15 protein-coding genes are annotated in these 19,373 nt (G+C 51.9%); 14 read left to right on the top strand and 1 reads right to left on the bottom strand.

What is annotated here, in order from left to right; genetic code table 11:
* Window positions 1-154 precede the first annotated feature (154 nt).
* The 6 genes from typA (at window position 155) to C7386_RS00615 (ending at window position 9,169) form a co-directional block, all read left to right on the top strand.
* A complete protein-coding gene (gene typA, locus C7386_RS00640) occupies window positions 155-1,981 on the top strand; it encodes a translational GTPase TypA (RefSeq protein ID WP_110435150.1) in 1,827 nt (608 codons plus the stop codon).
* 104 nt (window positions 1,982-2,085) lie between these two features.
* Window positions 2,086-2,472 carry a RidA family protein gene (locus C7386_RS00635; protein WP_110435149.1) on the top strand — a complete coding sequence of 129 codons (387 nt, stop codon included), beginning with the start codon at window positions 2,086-2,088 and terminating at the stop codon, window positions 2,470-2,472.
* Between the two features lie 473 nt (window positions 2,473-2,945).
* On the top strand, window positions 2,946-4,193 hold the full coding sequence (locus tag C7386_RS00630; protein ID WP_110435148.1) for a DapH/DapD/GlmU-related protein: 1,248 nt from the start codon (window positions 2,946-2,948) through the stop codon (window positions 4,191-4,193).
* 65 nt (window positions 4,194-4,258) lie between these two features.
* Complete coding sequence (locus C7386_RS00625; RefSeq protein ID WP_110435147.1) at window positions 4,259-5,218, top strand: ribose-phosphate pyrophosphokinase; 960 nt, start codon at window positions 4,259-4,261, stop codon at window positions 5,216-5,218.
* A gap of 960 nt (window positions 5,219-6,178) precedes the next feature.
* Window positions 6,179-6,964, top strand: a complete 786-nt coding sequence (locus C7386_RS00620) for a TIGR00282 family metallophosphoesterase (protein WP_116704635.1) — start codon at window positions 6,179-6,181, stop codon at window positions 6,962-6,964.
* A gap of 321 nt (window positions 6,965-7,285) precedes the next feature.
* Window positions 7,286-9,169, top strand: a complete 1,884-nt coding sequence (locus C7386_RS00615; protein WP_318261159.1) for a DUF4914 family protein — start codon at window positions 7,286-7,288, stop codon at window positions 9,167-9,169.
* Window positions 9,170-9,276: 107 nt separating this feature from the next.
* Here C7386_RS00615 and tsaA read toward each other — a convergent pair whose 3' ends face one another.
* Window positions 9,277-9,957, bottom strand: coding sequence for a tRNA (N6-threonylcarbamoyladenosine(37)-N6)-methyltransferase TrmO (tsaA, locus tag C7386_RS00610; protein WP_116704633.1), 681 nt, complete (start codon window positions 9,955-9,957; stop codon window positions 9,277-9,279).
* Between the two features lie 338 nt (window positions 9,958-10,295).
* On the opposite strand from tsaA, the gene C7386_RS00605 reads away from it, so the two are divergent.
* The 8 genes from C7386_RS00605 to C7386_RS00570 all read left to right on the top strand — a co-directional run bounded on the left by C7386_RS00605 (window position 10,296) and on the right by C7386_RS00570 (window position 19,255).
* On the top strand, window positions 10,296-11,192 hold the full coding sequence (locus C7386_RS00605; protein WP_116704632.1) for an MORN repeat-containing protein: 897 nt from the start codon (window positions 10,296-10,298) through the stop codon (window positions 11,190-11,192).
* 10 nt (window positions 11,193-11,202) lie between these two features.
* Window positions 11,203-12,315, top strand: a complete 1,113-nt coding sequence (locus tag C7386_RS00600) for a hypothetical protein (protein WP_110435138.1) — start codon at window positions 11,203-11,205, stop codon at window positions 12,313-12,315.
* A gap of 1,131 nt (window positions 12,316-13,446) precedes the next feature.
* The gene (locus C7386_RS00595) at window positions 13,447-13,845 is read left to right on the top strand and encodes a replication initiator protein A (protein ID WP_110435137.1); all 399 of its coding nucleotides are present in this window, start codon (window positions 13,447-13,449) and stop codon (window positions 13,843-13,845) included.
* Window positions 13,838-14,875 (top strand): replication initiator protein A, encoded by a 1,038-nt coding sequence (locus C7386_RS00590; RefSeq protein ID WP_110435136.1) that lies wholly within the window; start codon window positions 13,838-13,840, stop codon window positions 14,873-14,875. Before C7386_RS00595 ends, C7386_RS00590 begins: the two co-directional genes overlap by 8 nt.
* A 519-nt stretch (window positions 14,876-15,394) precedes the next feature.
* Complete coding sequence (locus C7386_RS00585; RefSeq protein ID WP_110435135.1) at window positions 15,395-15,607, top strand: excisionase; 213 nt, start codon at window positions 15,395-15,397, stop codon at window positions 15,605-15,607.
* A gap of 82 nt (window positions 15,608-15,689) precedes the next feature.
* On the top strand, window positions 15,690-16,874 hold the full coding sequence (locus C7386_RS00580) for a site-specific integrase (RefSeq protein ID WP_165815418.1): 1,185 nt from the start codon (window positions 15,690-15,692) through the stop codon (window positions 16,872-16,874).
* A gap of 245 nt (window positions 16,875-17,119) precedes the next feature.
* Complete coding sequence (locus tag C7386_RS00575) at window positions 17,120-17,800, top strand: response regulator transcription factor (protein WP_110435133.1); 681 nt, start codon at window positions 17,120-17,122, stop codon at window positions 17,798-17,800.
* A gap of 3 nt (window positions 17,801-17,803) precedes the next feature.
* Entirely contained in the window at window positions 17,804-19,255 is a 1,452-nt protein-coding gene (locus C7386_RS00570; protein ID WP_110435132.1) for a sensor histidine kinase, read from the top strand.
* The last annotated feature ends 118 nt before the right edge of the window (window positions 19,256-19,373 follow it).

Raw genomic sequence — 19,373 nt, 5'->3', positions numbered from 1 at the left:
ACATGGGGAGATTTCTCAGTTCGGTAAAATATTTTACAATTTGGAGCGGATATATCGCCGTAATTTTGACGATAAAATAGGTGGAAAATGAACGAAAAAACGGGTATAATAAATTCTGTACGAAAATAATCCCGCTGATGGAGGAATAGAATATATGATCCGTAACGATTTACGCAACATCGCCATCATTGCGCACGTTGACCATGGCAAGACTACTCTGGTCGATCAGATGCTCAAGCAGGCTGGCGCTTTCCGCGAAAATCAGGTGGTAGAGGAGCGTGTCATGGACTCGGGCGACATCGAGCGTGAGCGCGGCATTACCATTCTGGCAAAGAACACCTCTGTACATTACAAGGGCGTAAAGATCAACATCGTAGATACCCCGGGCCACGCCGACTTCTCCGGCGAGGTAGAGCGTATCCTCAAGATGGTAGACGGCGTTGTTCTGCTGGTTGACGCAGCAGAAGGCCCGATGCCGCAGACCCGCTTCGTGCTGCAGAAGGCACTGGAGTTCGGTCACAAGATCATCATTGCAATCAACAAGATCGACCGTCCGGACGCTCGCCTCAACGAGATCGGCGACGAGGTTCTCGAACTGCTGCTCAACCTTGATGCGACCGACGAGCAGCTGGACAGCCCGATCGTTTACTGCTCCGGCCGTGCAGGCACCGCTTCCATGTCCCCGAACGTGGAGGGCAAGGACCTGACCCCGCTGTTCGAGCAGATCCTCGAGCATATTCCGGCGCCGCATGTTGATACCGAAGGCCCGACCCAGATGCTCGTTTCTTCTATTGACTACAACGAGTACGTCGGTCGTATCGGCATCGGCCGTATCGAGCGCGGCTCGATGAAGGTAGGTCAGCAGGTTACCGTCTGCGACTACCACGGCAACACCAAGCCGTACAACGCGAAGCTGGTTACCCTGTACTCCATCGAGGAGCTGGGTCGTCAGCCGATCGAGGAGGCACAGGCAGGCGAGATCGTTTGCTTCTCCGGCATCGAGGGCGTAACCATCGGTGAGACCCTGTGCGACCCCGAGCACGTTGAGGCTCTGCCGTTCGTTAAGATTTCCGAGCCGACCGTTGAGATGACCTTTATGGTCAACGACTCTCCGTTCGCCGGCAAGGAAGGCAAGTTTGTTACCTCCCGCCACCTGCGTGAGCGTCTGTTCCGTGAGCTGCTCAAGGATGTATCCCTGCGCGTAAACGAAACCGACACCACCGACGCATTCCGCGTTTGCGGCCGCGGTGAGATGCACCTGTCCATCCTGATCGAGAACCTGCGCCGTGAGGGCTACGAGTTCCAGGTCGGCGCACCGAAGGCACTGCTCAAGGAGATCGACGGCAAGACCTGTGAGCCGATGGAGCGCATGATCGCGGACGTTCCGGCCGATGCAGTCGGCGCGATCATGGAGAAGATGGGCGCTCGTAAGGGCGAGCTGGTTTCCATGAACCCGAAGGGCACCGACCGTATGCGTCTGGAGTTCATTATTCCGGCACGCGGCCTGTTCGGCTACCGCACTGAGTTCCTGACCGATACCAAGGGCGAGGGTGTTATGTCCTCCGTATTCAACGGCTATCAGCCGTACAAGGGCGATATCCAGAAGCGCACCACCGGTTCTCTGATCGCGTTTGAGGCCGGCGAGGCTGTCGGCTACGGCCTGTTCAACGCACAGGATCGCGGCCCGCTGTTCATCGGCCCCGGCACGATGGTATACGAAGGCATGATCGTCGGCGAGAACCCGCGCGGCGAGGACATGGCTGTAAACGTCTGCAAGAAGAAGCAGCTGACCAACATGCGTGCATCCGGCTCGGATGATGCGCTGCGCCTGATTCCTCCGCGCCAGATGTCCATCGAGGCGGCACTCGAGTTCATCTCCGACGATGAGCTGCTCGAGATCACTCCGGAGAGCATCCGTATGCGCAAGCGCGTTCTGTCCAACACTGAGCGTCTGAAAAAGACCAAGGGCGGCAAGAAGTAATTGTGGCAACGCCACAATTGCGTTTCTGTGCGGATTTTATGCACAAAAGCACTCATTTCACCCGGTTATCAAAAAATAAAGATATATAAAGGAGAATTCCCACCATGGCTATCAAGGAAGTTCTGCACACTGATCTTGCACCGGCAGCAGTAGGCCCGTACTCTCAGGCAATCGCTGCAAACGGTTTCGTATTTACCTCCGGTCAGGTTCCGATCGATCCGAAGGCGGGCAAGATTGTAGCAACCACCATCGAGGAGCAGACCGAGCAGGTCATGAAGAACCTGCAGTGCGTTCTGGCACAGGGCGGCGTGTCCTTTGACCGCGTAGTCAAGACCACCTGCTTCCTGTCCGACATCAACGACTTTGCTGCATTCAACGGCGTGTACGCGAAGTACTTCCCGGAAGGCGCTCCGGCTCGTTCCTGCGTTGAAGTAGCTGCTCTGCCGCTCGGCGCTAAGGTTGAAGTTGAGGTTATCGCAGTTCAGGGCTAAAAGCTAACCCTAAAAGACTCGAAACGTATGTTTCGAGTCTTTTTTGTGCAGTAATGGAGAATTGAGAATGGAGAATGGAGAATGGAAAATGAACGTGGAATGAAACGTGTTATCGTATTTTTATACGGAATAATCGTCATGTAACGCCAAATCGTAGGGTGCGGCACCTTCTCTTGCCCTTCGGGCAATTCACCTTGCCGCACCCTACGGTAAGGCTATCTGAAACGATGTTATTTTCTGCAAATGGCTTTATCTAACACTCATTTTCCATTTTCCATTCTCAATTTTCCATTACTTGATTTCCCACCAAAATGCTTGCTTTGCGGCCTTTGTATGCAAACGGCGAAAAATATTATGCGGTGAGAAGAAATTTATCGAAAAATGATAATGCAATTTGCGGCATACTGTTGTATAATAAAGCTATATCGGAAAATCTGGTCGTATGACCCTTGAGAAACGAAAGGATTTCTGCGATGAATAAAGTAAATGCCGTCATGGTTGGCGGCCTGTTTGACGAAAACGGCATTTCCGCTTTTGCGCGTCCGGTGTTGTTCGGCACTGCGGGCGATGCAATGCGGGATGCGTTGCCTGATGCGGTGGAGGCGTGCTTCTTTGCGCACGACGACAGAGAGCCTGCCGTTGCCGGCGCACAGGACATCGCGCTCGATGCCGCAAATCGTTTTGCCTCGCTGGCTGCGCTGCCGGAGAGCGAGCACGTTCTGGTGCTGGCGGCTCCGTTTGCACTGGCCGAGGAGGACGCTCTGTTCCATCTGGCGGAGACGCACCTGAACACCGGTTACGGCGTCAGCGTACTGTCTGCCGAGCAGCAGGGCTTTGATGCGGAAGGTCAGCCTCTGCCGAGAGACAGCCGCTGCTATGCCGCCATGTTCACCTGGGATATGCTGAAAAAGGCACTCGCGAGCGGCGCTGATACGCTCGACGGCCTGGTTGCGGCGGCTGTTGCAGCCGGTGCGCAGAAGGGCATTGCTATCACCAACAAGATTTACGTCATCTGCGACGGCACTGCCGCCTTTATGGCGCAGGTCGAGATGATGCAGCGTGTCAACTACGGCCTCATCAAGAAGGGCGTGCAGATCTTCGATCTGACCAGCACCTACATTGCGCCGGACGCTGATATTGCTCCGGGCGCGACCATTCTGCCCGGCTGTCACATCCGTCCCGGCTGCAAGGTCGGCGCGGGCGCGGTTATCGGCCCGAACACCATCCTCGAAAAGGCCGAGATCGGCGCAGGCACCACGGTAAACAATTCGCAGGTTTATGAATCCACCGTCGGCAGCAATACCACGGTCGGTCCGTTTGCCTATATCCGCCCGCAGAGCGTGGTCGGTGACGGCTGCCGCATCGGCGACTTCGTAGAGCTGAAGAAGTCCACCATCGGCAACGGCACCAAGGTTTCGCACCTGACCTATATCGGCGATGCGACCGTCGGCGAGCGCGTCAACTTCGGCTGCGGCACGGTCGTTGTCAACTACGACGGCTATCACAAGTACCGCACCGAGATCGGTGACGACTGCTTCATCGGCTGCAATACCAACCTCGTTTCGCCTGTCAAGCTGGGCGACCGTGCGTTTACGGCTGCCGGTACGACTGTCACCAAGGACGTTCCTGCCGGTGCGCTGAGCGTTGCACGTTCCCGCCAGACCAATCTTGAGGGCTGGAACGACCGCCGCCGCGCCGCACACGAGAAGGACGAAAAGTAAATCCATAAAAACGTATATAAATCCACACGGAACAAAAAATATATTTATATGACGGAGGCAAATCAATGATTTCTCACGGAAAAAACATCAAAATTTTCTCCGGCAACTCCCATCCCGCACTGGCGATGCAGATCGCTTCTGCGCTCGGACTGCCGATCGGCAAGGCTGCCATCTCCACCTTCGCTGACGGCGAAATCTCGGTTTCCATTTCGGAATCCGTTCGCGGCTCGGACGTGTTCCTCGTACAGTCCACCTGCGGTCCGGTAAACAACAACCTGATGGAGCTGCTCATCATGATCGACTCCTGCAAGCGTGCATCGGCAGGCCGTATCACGGCTGTAATCCCGTATTTCGGCTACGCTCGTCAGGACCGCAAGAGCAAGGCGCGTGACCCGATCTCCGCAAAGCTGGTCGCAAACCTTATTACTGCTGCAGGCGCTGACCGCGTGCTGACCATGGACCTGCACGCTGCACAGATCCAGGGCTTCTTTGACATTCCGGTGGATAACATGCTCGGTTCTTCCGTCCTGATCCCGTATATTGCGGGCAAGTTCGGCGTCGGCACCGATGATACCGTTATCGTTTCTCCCGATCTGGGTTCGGTTACCCGTGCCCGCAAGTTCACCCAGAAGCTGGATATGCCGCTTGCCATCATCGACAAGCGCCGTCCGAAGGCCAACGTATCCGAGGTTATGAACATCATCGGCAACGTAGAGGGCAAGAAGTGCATTCTGGTTGATGACCTGATCGACACCGCAGGCACGCTCGTACACGCAGCGGACGCTCTGGTAGAGCGCGGCGGCGCGACCGAGGTTTACGCCTGTGCAAGCCACGGCGTACTGTCCGGACCGGCGATCGAGCGCATCCAGAACAGCCCGATCAAGGAGCTGACCATCCTCGATACCATCCCGCTGACCAATGACAAGAAGCTGGATAAGATCAACGTTCTGCCGGTTGCACCGGTGTTCACCGAGGCGATCGCGCGTATCTACGAGGAAACTTCGGTTTCGACCCTGTTCGATTAAGATTTTGCATGGAAAAGAGCTGCTGCATGGGTGCAGCAGCTCTTTTTGTATATATTTTCTGCACCGACCAGCTGGGGGACACGAACTGCGCAAGCGGGTTCGCCCTTTCCGGGCGGCAGCTTTTTTTCAGCACCGGCTGAGCGGGGGACACGAACTGCGCAGGCGGTTCGCCCCTGACGGGCGGCTCCTTTTCAGCACCGGCTGAGCGGGGTACTCGAACTGCGTTAGCGTGTTCGCCCCTAACGGGCGGAAAGTTTTTCGCTGAACCTCAGCGAGGGGATTCGCCGTCTGCGGACGGCGGGAGCGTCGCGGCACCCGCCGCGGGGGCAAAAAGGAAGGACAACCTGCGGTTTTCCTTCCTCTTTGAACTCCTACCTTTCCCTTGCTTGATTGCCCGGCGAAAATCGGAGAGCGGCGACCGCTTCGAAAAGGGGAACGGCAGAGGATTTTTCCTACCGTGTCTTTCGAAACCTGTTCGCAGGGTCAGATAGCGTACTGCTACACAGATCGGAGAGTCTGCGCAGGTGCGGCATAACAGTGCCGCACAATTCTTTAGCGCGTTATTACTGACAGGGCCTGCGAAGATAAATTGTACTAAACGTCTAATCCGTAGGTGCCTTCCGTAATCTCCAGACTAACGACTTGCGCGGCACTGTCATGCCGCGCCTGCGTAGAGTAGCCCGTATGTGTAGCAGTACACTATCTGTGAACTGCGAATATGTTGCGAAACAAACGCAAGAGTAACCCGACTGCCGTTCCCCATTTTCGAAGCGGTCACATGTCGGTAATCTGCGCCAGACTCGGAAACAAAGGGAAACGGGAGTTAAGAGGGTAGAAACCGTAGGTGTCTACCCTCTTGCCCCTCGCCGTGGGTACGGTGCCCCCGCCGGGCAGGCGAATCCCCGCTGAATCCAGCGGAACCAATCAACGGCTTGCAGCAATGATAGAAAGAGGTAATCCATGAAACTATTAGTCATCGGCGATGTGGTCGGTGAGGCGGGTATTGACGCGCTTCACGGCCTGCTCCGCCGCATCAAGCGCGACACCGGCGCGGATTTCGTCATCGTAAACGGCGAAAATGCGGCCGGCAACGGCGTTCTCCCGCGTCAGGCGGATGATATTTTTGCCGCCGGCGCGGACGTGATCACGCTCGGCAACCATGTGTTCGGCAAGCAGCAGATCGTGCCGTATCTGGACAGCCGTTCGGATGTTCTCCGTCCGGCCAATCTTGCGCCGCAAAGCCCCGGCCGGGGCTGGGGCATTTATGACGGCCCGCAGGGCATGCGCCTGCTCGTCATGAACCTGATCGGCCGCTGCGACATGAAATACGGCCCGGACAATCCGTTCCTGTGTGCAGACCGCATCCTCAAGGAAAATGAGGGCATGTATGACGTGGCTCTTGCCGAAATCCACGCGAACGCCACGAGCGAAAAGCTGGCTATGGGCTATTACCTCGATGGCCGCGCGGCGGCTGTCTGGGGCACGCACACGCATGTACAGACCGCGGATGAGCGCGTCAATCCCAAGGGCACCGGTTATATCACGGATATCGGCATGACCGGCCCGATCGTGTCCGTGCTCGGCGTGCGCGTGGAGCAGTCTATCGCCATGTTTCGCGGTGACCTGACCGAGTATTTCAAGACAGCTGAGGGCGACTGTGCAGTTTCCGGTGCGCTGTTCGATATTACAAGAAACGGAAAATGCAATTCCGTCACCCGCGTGAGGGAGCGCTGGAATGTGAGATAAAGTGTACGCAGATGCACAGTATCGCACTTTTGATACACGATTGCGCATTGTGAAACGGATTTTGCCATGCGGAAACGTTTTCACAAAAAAGTTCTATCGGCGGACAAGTGACCGTGTCAGGAAAACAGTGAGAAATCCCTCAGGTTTTGTACATTTTGCAAGAACTTGCAATCCGACTTGCAAAAAAAGCAAAATCACAGTTGACGAGAGGGTGGGTTTTGCGGTATGCTATAATCGAAAGACAATGGGGCAAAGGTTAATGAATGTAACCGGCCCGTTTAGCATACCGTGGCGAGGGATTCCGCGGTGCTTAAGGAGGAAATGATACAGATGAACTCATTGCTCACCAAATTCACCTTTACCGATGAATTGACCGATGTCATCGAGAACTGCAAGGGCGTAGTTGTTCCCACCAGCAAGGCGGAACTGTACGACATGGTATTCGGTCCGGAACATGCCGACGTGTACGACGTTGTATTCGATGTACCGGGCAAGGGTCTGGTAAAAGAAGCTGATGTTGTCCGCTGCAAGAACGGTGCATCCGTTAACTTTGTAGAGGATTATATGCGCCGCCGCGAGCCGGACTGCATGCGCATCGCGGATGACAAGCCGACCGACAAGAAGCGTTTCGCGGATGTGTACGGCTACAAGTTCGACAAGCTGCGCCGCGAGACCATGGACTGGTTTAAGACGCAGGAGCTGATCCTCATGCCGTTTAATTCCGGCGGCAACCAGTACGGCTACGGCTCCATGCTCGTATGCCCGAAGCAGTGCGCGTTCTTCGCATTTGCGCTGGCACATCTGCAGGGCTTTGTAAGCGCAGAGGAGACCGAGGGCTACAAGCCGCGTGCGATCATCTATGTTGCACCTCCGTTCCGTCACACCCACTTTGATGGCAAGCAGGTCGTTGTTCACAACCGTCTGGATGACTGCCACGAGGTATTCTCCTATAACCTGTATCCGGGCCCGTCTGCCAAGAAGGGTGTTTACTCCGTACTGCTCGACATTGGCGAGCAGGAGGGCTGGACCACCTGCCATACTTCTGCAGGCCGTCTGATCACCCCGTACGAGAACGAGCTTGTCATCATGCACGAGGGCGCTTCCGGCGGCGGCAAGAGCGAGATGCTGCAGGACATCGCCCGCGAGCCGGACGGCGAGGTGCTGCTCTCTACCAACACGGTAACGGGCGAAAAGACCTACCTGCATATCAGCTCCACCTGCAAGATCGAGCCGGTGTGCGACGATATGGCTACCTGCTATCCGGGTGTGCAGAACAACTCCGGCAAGCTGGTACTCGTTGACGGTGAGGACGGCTGGTTCCTCCGTATGGACGGCGTAACCCACTACGGCTGCGATCCGGTTTACGAGCGCATCTGCACCGAGCCGAAGGAGCCGCTGTGCTTCTTCAACATGGAAGGCCATCCGGGTGCAACCCTGCTGATCTGGGAGCACACGCTGGATTCCAACGGCAAGCCGTGCTCCAACCCGCGTGCCATCGTGCCGCGCTGGGATGTTCCGAACATCGTCAAGGAGCCGGTAGAAGTAGACGTACGCTCTTTCGGCGTTCGTATGCCCCCCTCCACCCGCGATAACCCGAACTACGGCATCATGGGTATGCTGCATATCATTCCGCCGGCACTGGCTTGGCTGTGGCGCCTGATCGCACCGCGCGGCTTCAATAACCCGTCTATCGTAACCGGCAACGAGCTGAAGAGCGAGGGCGTTGGTTCTTACTGGCCGTTTGCAACCGGCAAGCGCGTAAAGCAGGCCAACCTGCTGCTGCACCAGATCGTGGACAGCCCGAACACCCGCTACGTCCTGATCCCGAACCAGCACATCGGCGTTTACAAGGTCGGCTTTGCGGCTGAGTGGATCTCCCGTGAGTATCTGGCACGCCACGGCGGCGCAAAGATCCGCCGCGAGCACCTCGAGCCGGCACGTTGCCCGCTGCTCGGCTACGCGATGAAGGATCTGACCATCGACGGCCAGAAGATCCGCTCTAAGTTCCTGCGCGTTGATACGCAGGACCGCGTAGGCACCGACGGCTACGATGCAGGTGCAAAGATTCTGACCGACTTCTTCCGCAAGGAGCTGGCGAAGTTCGATACGCCGGAGCTTGAGCCGCTCGGCAAGCAGATCATCGACTGCTTCATGAACGGCGGCACGCTGGAGGACTTCGAGAAGATCACTCCGACCGGCCTCTAATAAAACGTAAAAGAAAATCACCGAAACAAATCGTTTCGGTGATTTTTTTCGTTTTCGGCACGGAATAGATGGGGTACATGAACTGCATGAATTTTACCGCAGAATCGTTAGCGACTCTCGATTTGCCGAACGGTCAGCAAGTCACCTTCCACGGTGAATTTTACCTCAAATCCCGCAAACGGGAACCCGTACACGCGGCCTGCCTCGTGCTGATAGCCCGGTCGGGGGTCCTGTGCGAGCACGTTCAGCAGCGTCTGACGGCGCTCCTGCGGCAGCTTTTCGAGCAGGCTTGCCGGACATTCCACACGCACGGCATTGGTCGTGAGCGCAAAGCCGCCGAGTGCCTCCGGATGCGAGTCTGTGTACGCAAGATACGGCTTGATGTCGAAAATCGGCGTGCCGTCCATCAGGTCTGCGCCCGAAATGTGCAGCACCGGACCGTCCGGCGTGTTGGGCGCCACGCGGTCAAGCCGCACCGAGGACAGCCCGATCTCGTTCGGCCGGAACGGCGAGCGCGTCGCAAACACGCCGATGCGCTTGTTGCCGCCCAGCTTGGGCGGGCGCACGGTCGGTGACCAGCCGTCACGCACGGCTGCCGAAAACTGCCAGATCAGCCACAGGTGCGAGAAACCCTCTATGCCGCGCAGCGCATCCGCGTTGCGGTATTCCGGCTCGAATACAATGCGCGCCGGTACGTCCGCCAGTCCGCTCTGCCGCGGAATGCCGAATTTGGTGGGGAAATCGCTGCGTATCCGCGCAATAATGTGCATTTCTACCGTCTGTGACATAAGAATTCTCCTTTGGGGTGATATATTCAGTATAGCACAGGAAATGTCGGGTGCAAAGCGGTGTTTTACAGATTGTTAATGTTAGATACTGTTGTAACTGTGCTGGCTGGTTGGAAAACTGCGTATTGCGTGCGAAATCATCTATGTTATGAATAGAAAAAGTTGTGTTTTGATTTTGGCTGACACCAATTTGACACCATTTGCGCTGAAAAGCCTCAGAAATGACACCAATCAATTCGACATAAGGGAAAATCAGTTTTGAGAGGATGTTGAAATTGATTGACGAAGGCTGTAAGATATTGTACAATATTTACAAAGAGGTAAAGGAGTAAAAGATTATGAAAAACTCGAAACGCTGGATCAGCGGAGCAATGGCGGCATTTCTGATGTTATGCGCAGGCTGCGGACAAAATTCGAACGGTGCGGATTCTGCTGCGGCAGAGACGGAACAGGAACAGCAGCAGGAGCCTGTGGTAGAACAGGTTGAAGATGTGGATATGACCTTATCCTTTTCGGTATATGAAGGTGATGCCACGACCAAAGAAACATATGAAAAAGAGGGTAAATATACTGGACAGCTTGTAGATGGTGTACCGGATGGAGAAGGAAAGTTCACAACGGAGAATTCTTCTGGTATAGAATGGTATTATGAAGGAACTTTTACACAAGGCGCAGTTACTGGTAATGGCGTGAAGTGCTGGCCCAGTGGTAATCAGAAACACGTGGGTCATTTTGTTAATGGTGAATTAGATGGTAATAAAGCAGATCGACTGTATAATTGTGTTCGGCAATTTACATTAAACCTTGAGTACAGTGATCCGGTAGAAATTCCAGATACTGCTATGGCCGTGATTAAGTCCAACGAAGATATTTTTCCGGCTGTAGATAATGCAGCCAAGGAAAAAGCTAAGGCAATGATTGATAGCTCTATTGAATATAAGCATTTAGTTAAGAACATTGCTCCATATGTAGATAAGATGGTTTATTTTAAGAACCAAACCGTGCTTCAAGTATTCTGTGATACAATGTGGGGTAAACCATTTACTTATATTCTCACTGCGGATAGTAATTATGATAATTATCATGTTGTGATGTATGATGGAGATATAGATGTCTTTGAAGATGACAATATCACCTTTGTTGCACTGCCGGTGGCCACTTCGAATTTTGATAACATCGGCGGCGGTATAACGAATGTAGTGGTTGATGTGGCATCTATCATCATTAAGAACTGAGGATAAAACTATGAAACGGACAATATTGCTTGCTGCGGCGATTACCGGTGTTGTTTTCCTGAGTGGCTGCACGGATACCAGTGCTAAAGATGCAACGGAAGCAGTAAAAAGTGCGTATACACAAGCAATCCAGGAATCGGAAGTAGCAAACGAAGGTAAATCTCTGGGAGAATTTATCGACCAGGCTCATGGATACAATGAATTGTATCTCAAACTAACCACACTGGATAAGAATTTAAGCGAAGGCTCGGATGCGGATTACAGCGATCAATACGAAACATATTTTGGAAGCAAACCGACATCAGCTGAGGAAGCAAAACAGTGGACAGATGATGCTCTGGGCTATATTGTGGAAGAAGACCGCGATCTGTTATCTCCGTTCATTCGCACGATGAAGGATTCCACCAGTGTTTCTGAAGGAAATTTTGAAGACCAGAAGGCATCTTTCAAGGTGGAAGATACAGCGGCATTGCTGAATGAACTGCATTTGTCAGCGGATTCGTTTGGTAAGATTCTGGCCATGACAGATATTTACGCATCGAAGATTGATTTTTCTGAAACCGGATTTGACTTTTCGTGGGATGGCACAGGTGGAGAATTTACGCTGAAATTAGTTCCGCCAGCAGACTGCTATGTGGATTTTGTGGAAAAGTTTAATGAGGGTCTGAAGATATTTGATCCGGAAGGAGCGGGTTCTGATTCGGAAGTGCGCCATACAACATTCCTTGATATTGATGAGGCTGTGGTCAATGATGTGGATGGTGCACCGACGTATAATCCGGATTTGAATCGAGATGGAAATTACCGAGAATACTTTGAGTATGTCATGAATGATGAACAAACGGATTGGAAACGCATAACTATTTGCTGCTATATAGGTTATGCTTTAAGCCAGAAAGATGCAATGAGTTATCTGGGCGGAGCTGTAAACTTTACAGATTATGAAAAAACTTTAATGTATGCAACACAAGAGAATGCTACTGAAGATGAAATAACTGATCTTTATAATGCAATAGTCAAAGAGGGAAAAGATAAATATATAATAACAAAAAACGTCAACGGGATTCAGTACACATTCAAAAGTGAAGATGGCCCGGCATTGTACTTCACAGCAGAAAAGTGAAAATAACAGGAGAAGCACCCTAATAGGGTGCTTCTCTTTATATAAGCGGGTGTACTGAGGGAGAAGATGAGAACATACTTGACGTTCTCACGGTGAGATTTGCCGAGCAGGAACCGATTACCCTGACTGTTATCCTGTATAACGATGATTTTTGATTAAAAAATAACTGCGGCTGATGTGCGATTTTTCACGCATATCAGCCGCTTTTTGATGTTTATATAATGATTTTAGTTGAGAATTGTAAATAATACACGATAAACGAGAATGAAATTTGTGCACAACGCTGCGACCCAAAATCCGGTTTTTCGTATAGTAGTATATGTCAAGCAAAAAACACTGCGCGACAAGCTGCATAAGCCTGCGAGAACGCGCCACGATGGTTCCTGCCCTAACTGCGCGTATCTCTTGACGGACGACCACCAGAAACGATTCTGCGCCATCTTGCGCCCATTTGTAGAAAGAGGTGAAATCCCATGATTTAGCAAGCCAGCCGCACGGCCACTCAACGACATTTCAGCGTTGAGTTCAGCCAGCGATTCACAATTCAATAACGTTTCGGTATCGAGTTCAGCCAGTGACCACTCACGACCAACGACCGCGAAGGGGATGACTATGATTTGACAAACAGCGCAGAAACGCTATAAGCCTGCGAGAATGCACCACAATCGTTCCTGCCATACCGTTTCGGTACCGAGTTCAGCCAGTGACCAACCACGATCAATGACCGGAAAGAGAGTGATTACAATTTGATAGACAGTGTGAAAACACCATAATCCTGCGAGAATGCTCTGTAATCGCTTTTTGATGCCTCTGGTGCACCATTCGACGAACAACCACCAGAAACGATTCTGGGCGATTCTGAGTCGATTATGAAAGGAGTGAGAAATTGTGATTAAACTATTCAAAATAAGACTACCATCAAGTGCGGGAGAAGTCAAGTATTTTGGCTCATTCCCACGTTCGAGTTTGATTCGTGCAATCGAGAAAATTCAAGAAAACTTAAATTTTCTGTCTGGGCGGACTTTTCCCGAAACTTCGGTGAGCCGTGAAAGCTGTTTTCCGAAAAATCGGGGCGAGCCAGACGAAAGGATAGAATGTTAAAATTCAAAAAACGCAAAGGAGAAAATTAAAATGATGAATGAAGAACAGTACATTGCAATGATGAGAGAGGATATGAAAGAAAATTTCACAATGTCTTTTCGTAACCGACCGTCGCAGATCAGCGTCCCACGGGCGCTGTTCGACAACCCTAAATACGCGCAACTGTCAACAGGTGCAAAATGTCTGTATATTTTGATGTTAGACAGGCTGTTTTTGCTTTCCACTGATGGATGGTTCAATGAGTCGGAAACGCCGTATGTCTATTACAAGATGAAACAGATTGCGGCTGACCTTCATTGTGCACGCAACAAGGCTATTAAGCTGGTTACTCAGCTTGAAGATGCGGGCTTGATTACACGAGTAAAGGCAGAGCATTACCATCCAAATCGGTATTACATTCACAACATCACGGAGGATAAAAATGAGTAATTCCATTACCACACCGAACGAAACGTTCGGCCAGAGCGAAAGCACACAAGCGTTCGCCAAACTGCCGAAAGTTTTCTTTGATGAAAAAGCGCCGCAATACCCACAATACAAACACCTGACAGCACAACACATTCTGGCGTACACCCTGATGCGTGACCGGCTGCAACTGTCTATCACTAAACAGATGAAAGATGAGAATGGCACGCCGTTCATCTATTATGACCTTGAAAACATAGCGTCGGCTGTTCGCTGTCGCGCAAAGAAAGCTGGGAAACTGGTAGACGAACTGGACAAGGCAGGATTGATTCACAAGGTTCGGCAGGGATTGGGGAAACCCAATTTAATCTATGTGTATGATGTACTGCAAGCTAGCCCGTCAAATAGACAGTTCCAGACCAGTCCGGCAGACAGTCCAGACCCGTCCAACGGACAGTTCAAGACCCGTCCAACGGACAGTTCAAGATCAGTCGAACGGACAGTTCAAGACCCGTCCAACGGACAGAGTAATAAGACTGATAAGAATAATACTGAAATTAGTAAGACTGATAACAGTAACACTGATAGTAACGATACTGAAATTAGTAAGACTGATAACAGTAATTACTCTGTCAATGGTAACGAGCGGGCTTTGGATGGCGGTTTTATGACCTTGGATGCAAAAAATTATTTTCTGGCCAGAAATGAAGAATCTTTAGTGGATGAAGTACGTCAGTTGCTGTTTAAGATAGTGAAGGCAACACCCCAAACTATTCGTATTGATGATCGAGAAATGAAAGGTAATGCAGTTAGTAAGCAATTAGAGAATATCAGCATAGCACAAATCGAAACTGCACTGAATCACGTTATAGAGAAAAAATGTTCAGAGGAACAACGGGAGGAGTGCTTAACGGCAGAATTATACCATGTCACACAAGAATCCAGCCAACAAAGCAATACCACTGCGCTGGCTGAAATAAGTGAAGAAACGCAAGTTCAGAATAGAAAGAATTTCGACCAGACAAGCGAGGAATCTGATGATTTATGGAATTAAGCGTTTTGGGCACTGGTTGAACTAAGGATGTGTCACAACTTGCTATCCTCTTACTGGCTGGACTAAGGGAGTAACGAGCGGGTACACCCTTGTTGATTATAACCGATGAAGTCGCGGAACACGCCCCCGTGTTAAAGGTATCACCGAAATGATGACACCTTGATTAAGGGAGTCGCAAGACACGACACCCTTACGGACTGTGGCTGATAGAGTAACGAAACGTTACCCTATGCAAAGGAGTGACCGAAACGTTCACCCCAACGGCTAAAGGCGGGAACTGCGACCTTTGAACAACAGCGCACCAGCTGCAATACTGTCGCGTTTCACGACGGTATTCTGGAAGATACAAGGCATTTGAGAGTAAAGAGAGAGTAAGCAGCTATTTACTGCGCTGCAGATTTCGTTTTAAGGAGAATCCCGCTCGATGACGGGTATGATTTACACTTTTTACGACCACTGCCTGCACATGAGCGGATGAGTAGCTGCATCTCAATCAACAAATAAGAAAAGAGGTTTTCTATGGCAAATAAAAATAAGAACAATATTACCCCAATCTGGGAAAGCCCTTTATTAAATGTAGAGGAAGCATCGGACTATTTTCACATTGGTGTCAACAAGATTCGAGATTTAACTAATGGAGATAACAATCCCTATGTGCTGTGGATTGGTACGAAACGCATGATCAAGCGCGCGAAGCTAGAACAATACCTGTTGGGAAGCTATTCGGCGTAAAAACAGTGCATTTCTGCCCCAACTATGATATACTGAATATGTCATAGTTGGGGCTTTTCAGTCAATGAAAGGAGAGAAAAACTTGGCTGGAAAGCGAAAAGATAAAAAGGGACGAATTTTACTGAAAAATGAGAGCGAACGCTCGGACGGGCGTTATCAGTACCGCTATACCGATGTTTTCGGCAAACGGCAGACGTTCTATGCGCCGACTCTGGATGAACTTCGTCAAAAAGAGAAAGAACTGCAGCGTGCATTGGATAATGGAATCAGCTATTCTGGCGGAAAGATGACAATTAATGAACTGGTTGAAAAGTACCTTGCTTTGAAAAGCAGAAAATGCTACAGCACAGTGACAACATATCAATCATGGGCGGACAGCATTAAGCAGGAACCCTTTAGCCAGCGGTCTATCTGTGATGTAACCAAGCAGGATGCACAGCTGTGGTTTCAGAAGATGCAGGAAACAGGTAGGGCATACAGTACACTTTCTGCGTATAAAAAACTGCTGAAACCTGCATTTTCGATGGCGATTGACAGTAAACTGCTTCTTCAAAACCCGTTTGATTTCCGTATGGACAGCGTAGCCTCCAATGATACAGTTAAGCGCAATGCATTGACAGACGAAGTAATCACCACCTTGCTGGACTTTCTGAAGAACGACAAGCAGTATGCACGATATTATGATGTGTGTGTGGTATTGCTGTACACTGGAATGAGAGTCAGTGAGTTTTGTGGATTGACAACCTCAGACCTGGATTTTGAGCAGAGAACTATCAGCATCAATAAACAGCTGCTCCGCAGAAACGATGGAAGTCGCTACATTCAGAGAATGACCAAAACAAAAGCGGGAATGCGTACTCTATTTATGAGCGATGCAGTCAGTGAAAGCCTGCACAATATGATTCGCGAGCGGGAGAAACAAAAGGTATCTCCAATGATTGACCAGTGCGGCGGATTCCTGATGCTGACCCGACAAGGGAATCCTGTGGTAGCCTGCAATCTGGAAGTGCCGCTGAAAAAGGCTGTGACGAAGTATAATGCAGAACATCCGGAAAAACTGCTGCCGCGCATTACACCGCATATATTTCGGCACACGTTTTGCAGTAATATGCTCAATGATGGCGTATCACTGCCGAATACACAGGCAATGATGGGGCATGAGAATCCGAATACAACACTGACGTATGCGCATCCGGATGCAACGCAGGCTATGGCTGAGATGGCGCGTATCAACAGACAGCGTGAACAGGCTCGCGCAAGCGTTTGAAGATGACACCATTCTGACACCATTTGCAGGTGCAGTTGTGTGAAGATGTGGAAGGTTATGGAATGCACGGGATTCGCTGATTCATGAGTATGTTGTGAAAAACGCTAATTCCGTAGGGAAATGCACATTTTACGCATGGAAGAATTCAAAGAAGAAATGCCTGACTTGTTACAGATTGTTAATGCTTTTTCCTCGAAAACGCGCTATAATAGAATCAGATTAAACTGGGAAAGCAGGGGAGAACTATGCCCAAGAAGATATTGATCGTAGAGGACGAGGCCAACATCCGTGAGCTGCTGCGCCTGTATCTGGAGCGCGAAGGCTACACGGTGCTCGAGGCGGAAAACGGCGTGGAGGGCATCAAAAAGTGGAAGTCGGACAAGCCGGACATGCTGCTGCTCGACGTGATGATGCCGGTGATGGACGGCTGGGCGGTCTGCAGGGAGATCCGCGCGGAGAGCGATGTGCCGATCATCATGCTGACGGCCAAAGGCGAGACCGCAGACCGCGTTTCCGGTCTGGAGATGGGCGCGGACGACTACATCGTCAAGCCGCTCGAAATGCCGGAGGTCATCGCGCGCGTGCGTGCGGTGTTCCGCCGCATGGCGCCGGATGATGCGCCCGAGAAGCTGTCGTTCGACAATCTCGTCATCGACAAGCAGGCGTACGATCTGGTCATCAAGGGCAAGCGCGTGGACGCGCCGCCGAAGGAGATCGAGCTGCTGTACTTCCTCGCGTCCAGTCCGAACCGCGTGTTCACCCGCGCACAGCTGCTCGACGATGTTTGGGGCTTTGACTATTTCGGTGACACGAGAACGGTTGACGTACACGTCAAGCGTCTGCGCGAAAAGCTGGAGGGCGTTTCGGACAAGTGGGAGCTGAAAACCGTATGGGGTGTCGGCTACAAGTTTGAGACCAAGGAGTAAGCCATGGGCAGACGCAGTTTTTTCTTCAAGGACTATGTGGCCCATCTGGTTTTGATCGTGTGCGCGTTTGCACTGGCCGGCGTGGTGTTCTGCTACCAGATGAGCAGCTACGCGCTGCACGCCAAGCAGACCGAGCTGCGCACGACCGTGCAGAGCCTTGCCGAGCAGAGCAAGCTGCTCGAGGGCACGGACTCCGACGTGATCCGTCAGATTTACATGCTGTCCATCGCGCGCGTGGCCAAGGAGGATGAGCTGACCGTGCTCATCACGGACGCGGACGGCAACATTGAAATGGGTGCCAAGCCGGACGGCACGACCTACACGCTGCCCGGCTATCATATCTCAGCTGAAGTGGTTGCGGAGATGCACAAAAACGGCAGTTATGCGTCTGTCGGGTCGCTCGGCGTACTGAGTGAGTCCTCGTTTTACACGGTGGGCACCTGCGTCAAGGATGATAACGGCGATGCGGATTTGATGATCTTCGTCTCCACGCAGGACCCGAATTCGGCAGGCGTGGTGCGCCACTCCACGCAGACGCTCGTGCTCATCATGTTGGTGACGCTGGTCGTTATGCTGGTGATTTCGTTCATGATCTCTCAGCACGTCACGCGTCCGCTCAAGACGATTGCCGCCGCCGCCAAGGAATTTGCGGGCGGCAACTTCGATGTGCGCGTGCCCGAGGACAACCGCTGCTACGAGATTGACGAGCTGGCGGTCTCGTTCAACAACATGGCGCGCGACCTTGACCAGCTCGAGGAGCTGACCCGCGGCTTCATTTCCAACGTCAGCCACGAGTTCAAGACCCCGATGACGACCATCGGCGGCTTCGTGGACGGCATGATCGACGGCACGATTCCGCTCGACCAGCGCGACAAGTATCTGAAGATCATCGCGGAGGAGACCAAACGTCTGTCCCGCATGGTAAACCGCATGCTGGATGCCGCAAAAATTCAGTCCGGCGAGCTGATCCTCAGTCCGGCGCCGTTCGACTTTACCGAAATGACGGCGCAGATCCTGCTCTCGTTCGAGCAGAAGATTGAGAAAAAGAAGCTGGATGTGCAGTGCGACCTCGAGGAACGGCTGACCGTCATGGGCGACCGCGACCACCTGTACCGCGTGGTGTACAACCTGACCGATAACGCGGTAAAGTTCATCGAGGACGGCGGTACGCTGAGGCTGAAGGTCCATCAGGAGGGACAGCTGTGCGTGTTCGCCATCAGCAACACCGGCATCGGCATTTCGGCGGAGGATCTGCCGCATGTGTTCGACCGCTTCTACAAGACCGACCGTTCGCGCTCGATGGATAAGACCGGCGCAGGTCTCGGCCTGTACATTGTGAAGAACATCATCAACCTGCACGGCGGCGAGATCTCCGTCCGCTCGGGCGGCGGCGAAACCGAGTTTGAGTTCACCCTGCCGCTCGCACCGGAGCAGAACCGACAGAATAACACCTGATTTCCAAACTCTCACAGACCCAAATGGTCTGTGGGAGTTTTTGCGAATTGTGTACCTGCTACACGGAACCTTGACATAGTGTTCAAAAAATATTCATATTGTTTTCAACAAACTGCCA

Origin of the sequence: Agathobaculum butyriciproducens, assembly GCA_003096535.1 — a bacterium.
GTDB classification, from domain to species: domain Bacteria; phylum Bacillota; class Clostridia; order Oscillospirales; family Butyricicoccaceae; genus Agathobaculum; species Agathobaculum butyriciproducens.
This window is presented reverse-complemented; position numbering and strand designations above follow the sequence as displayed.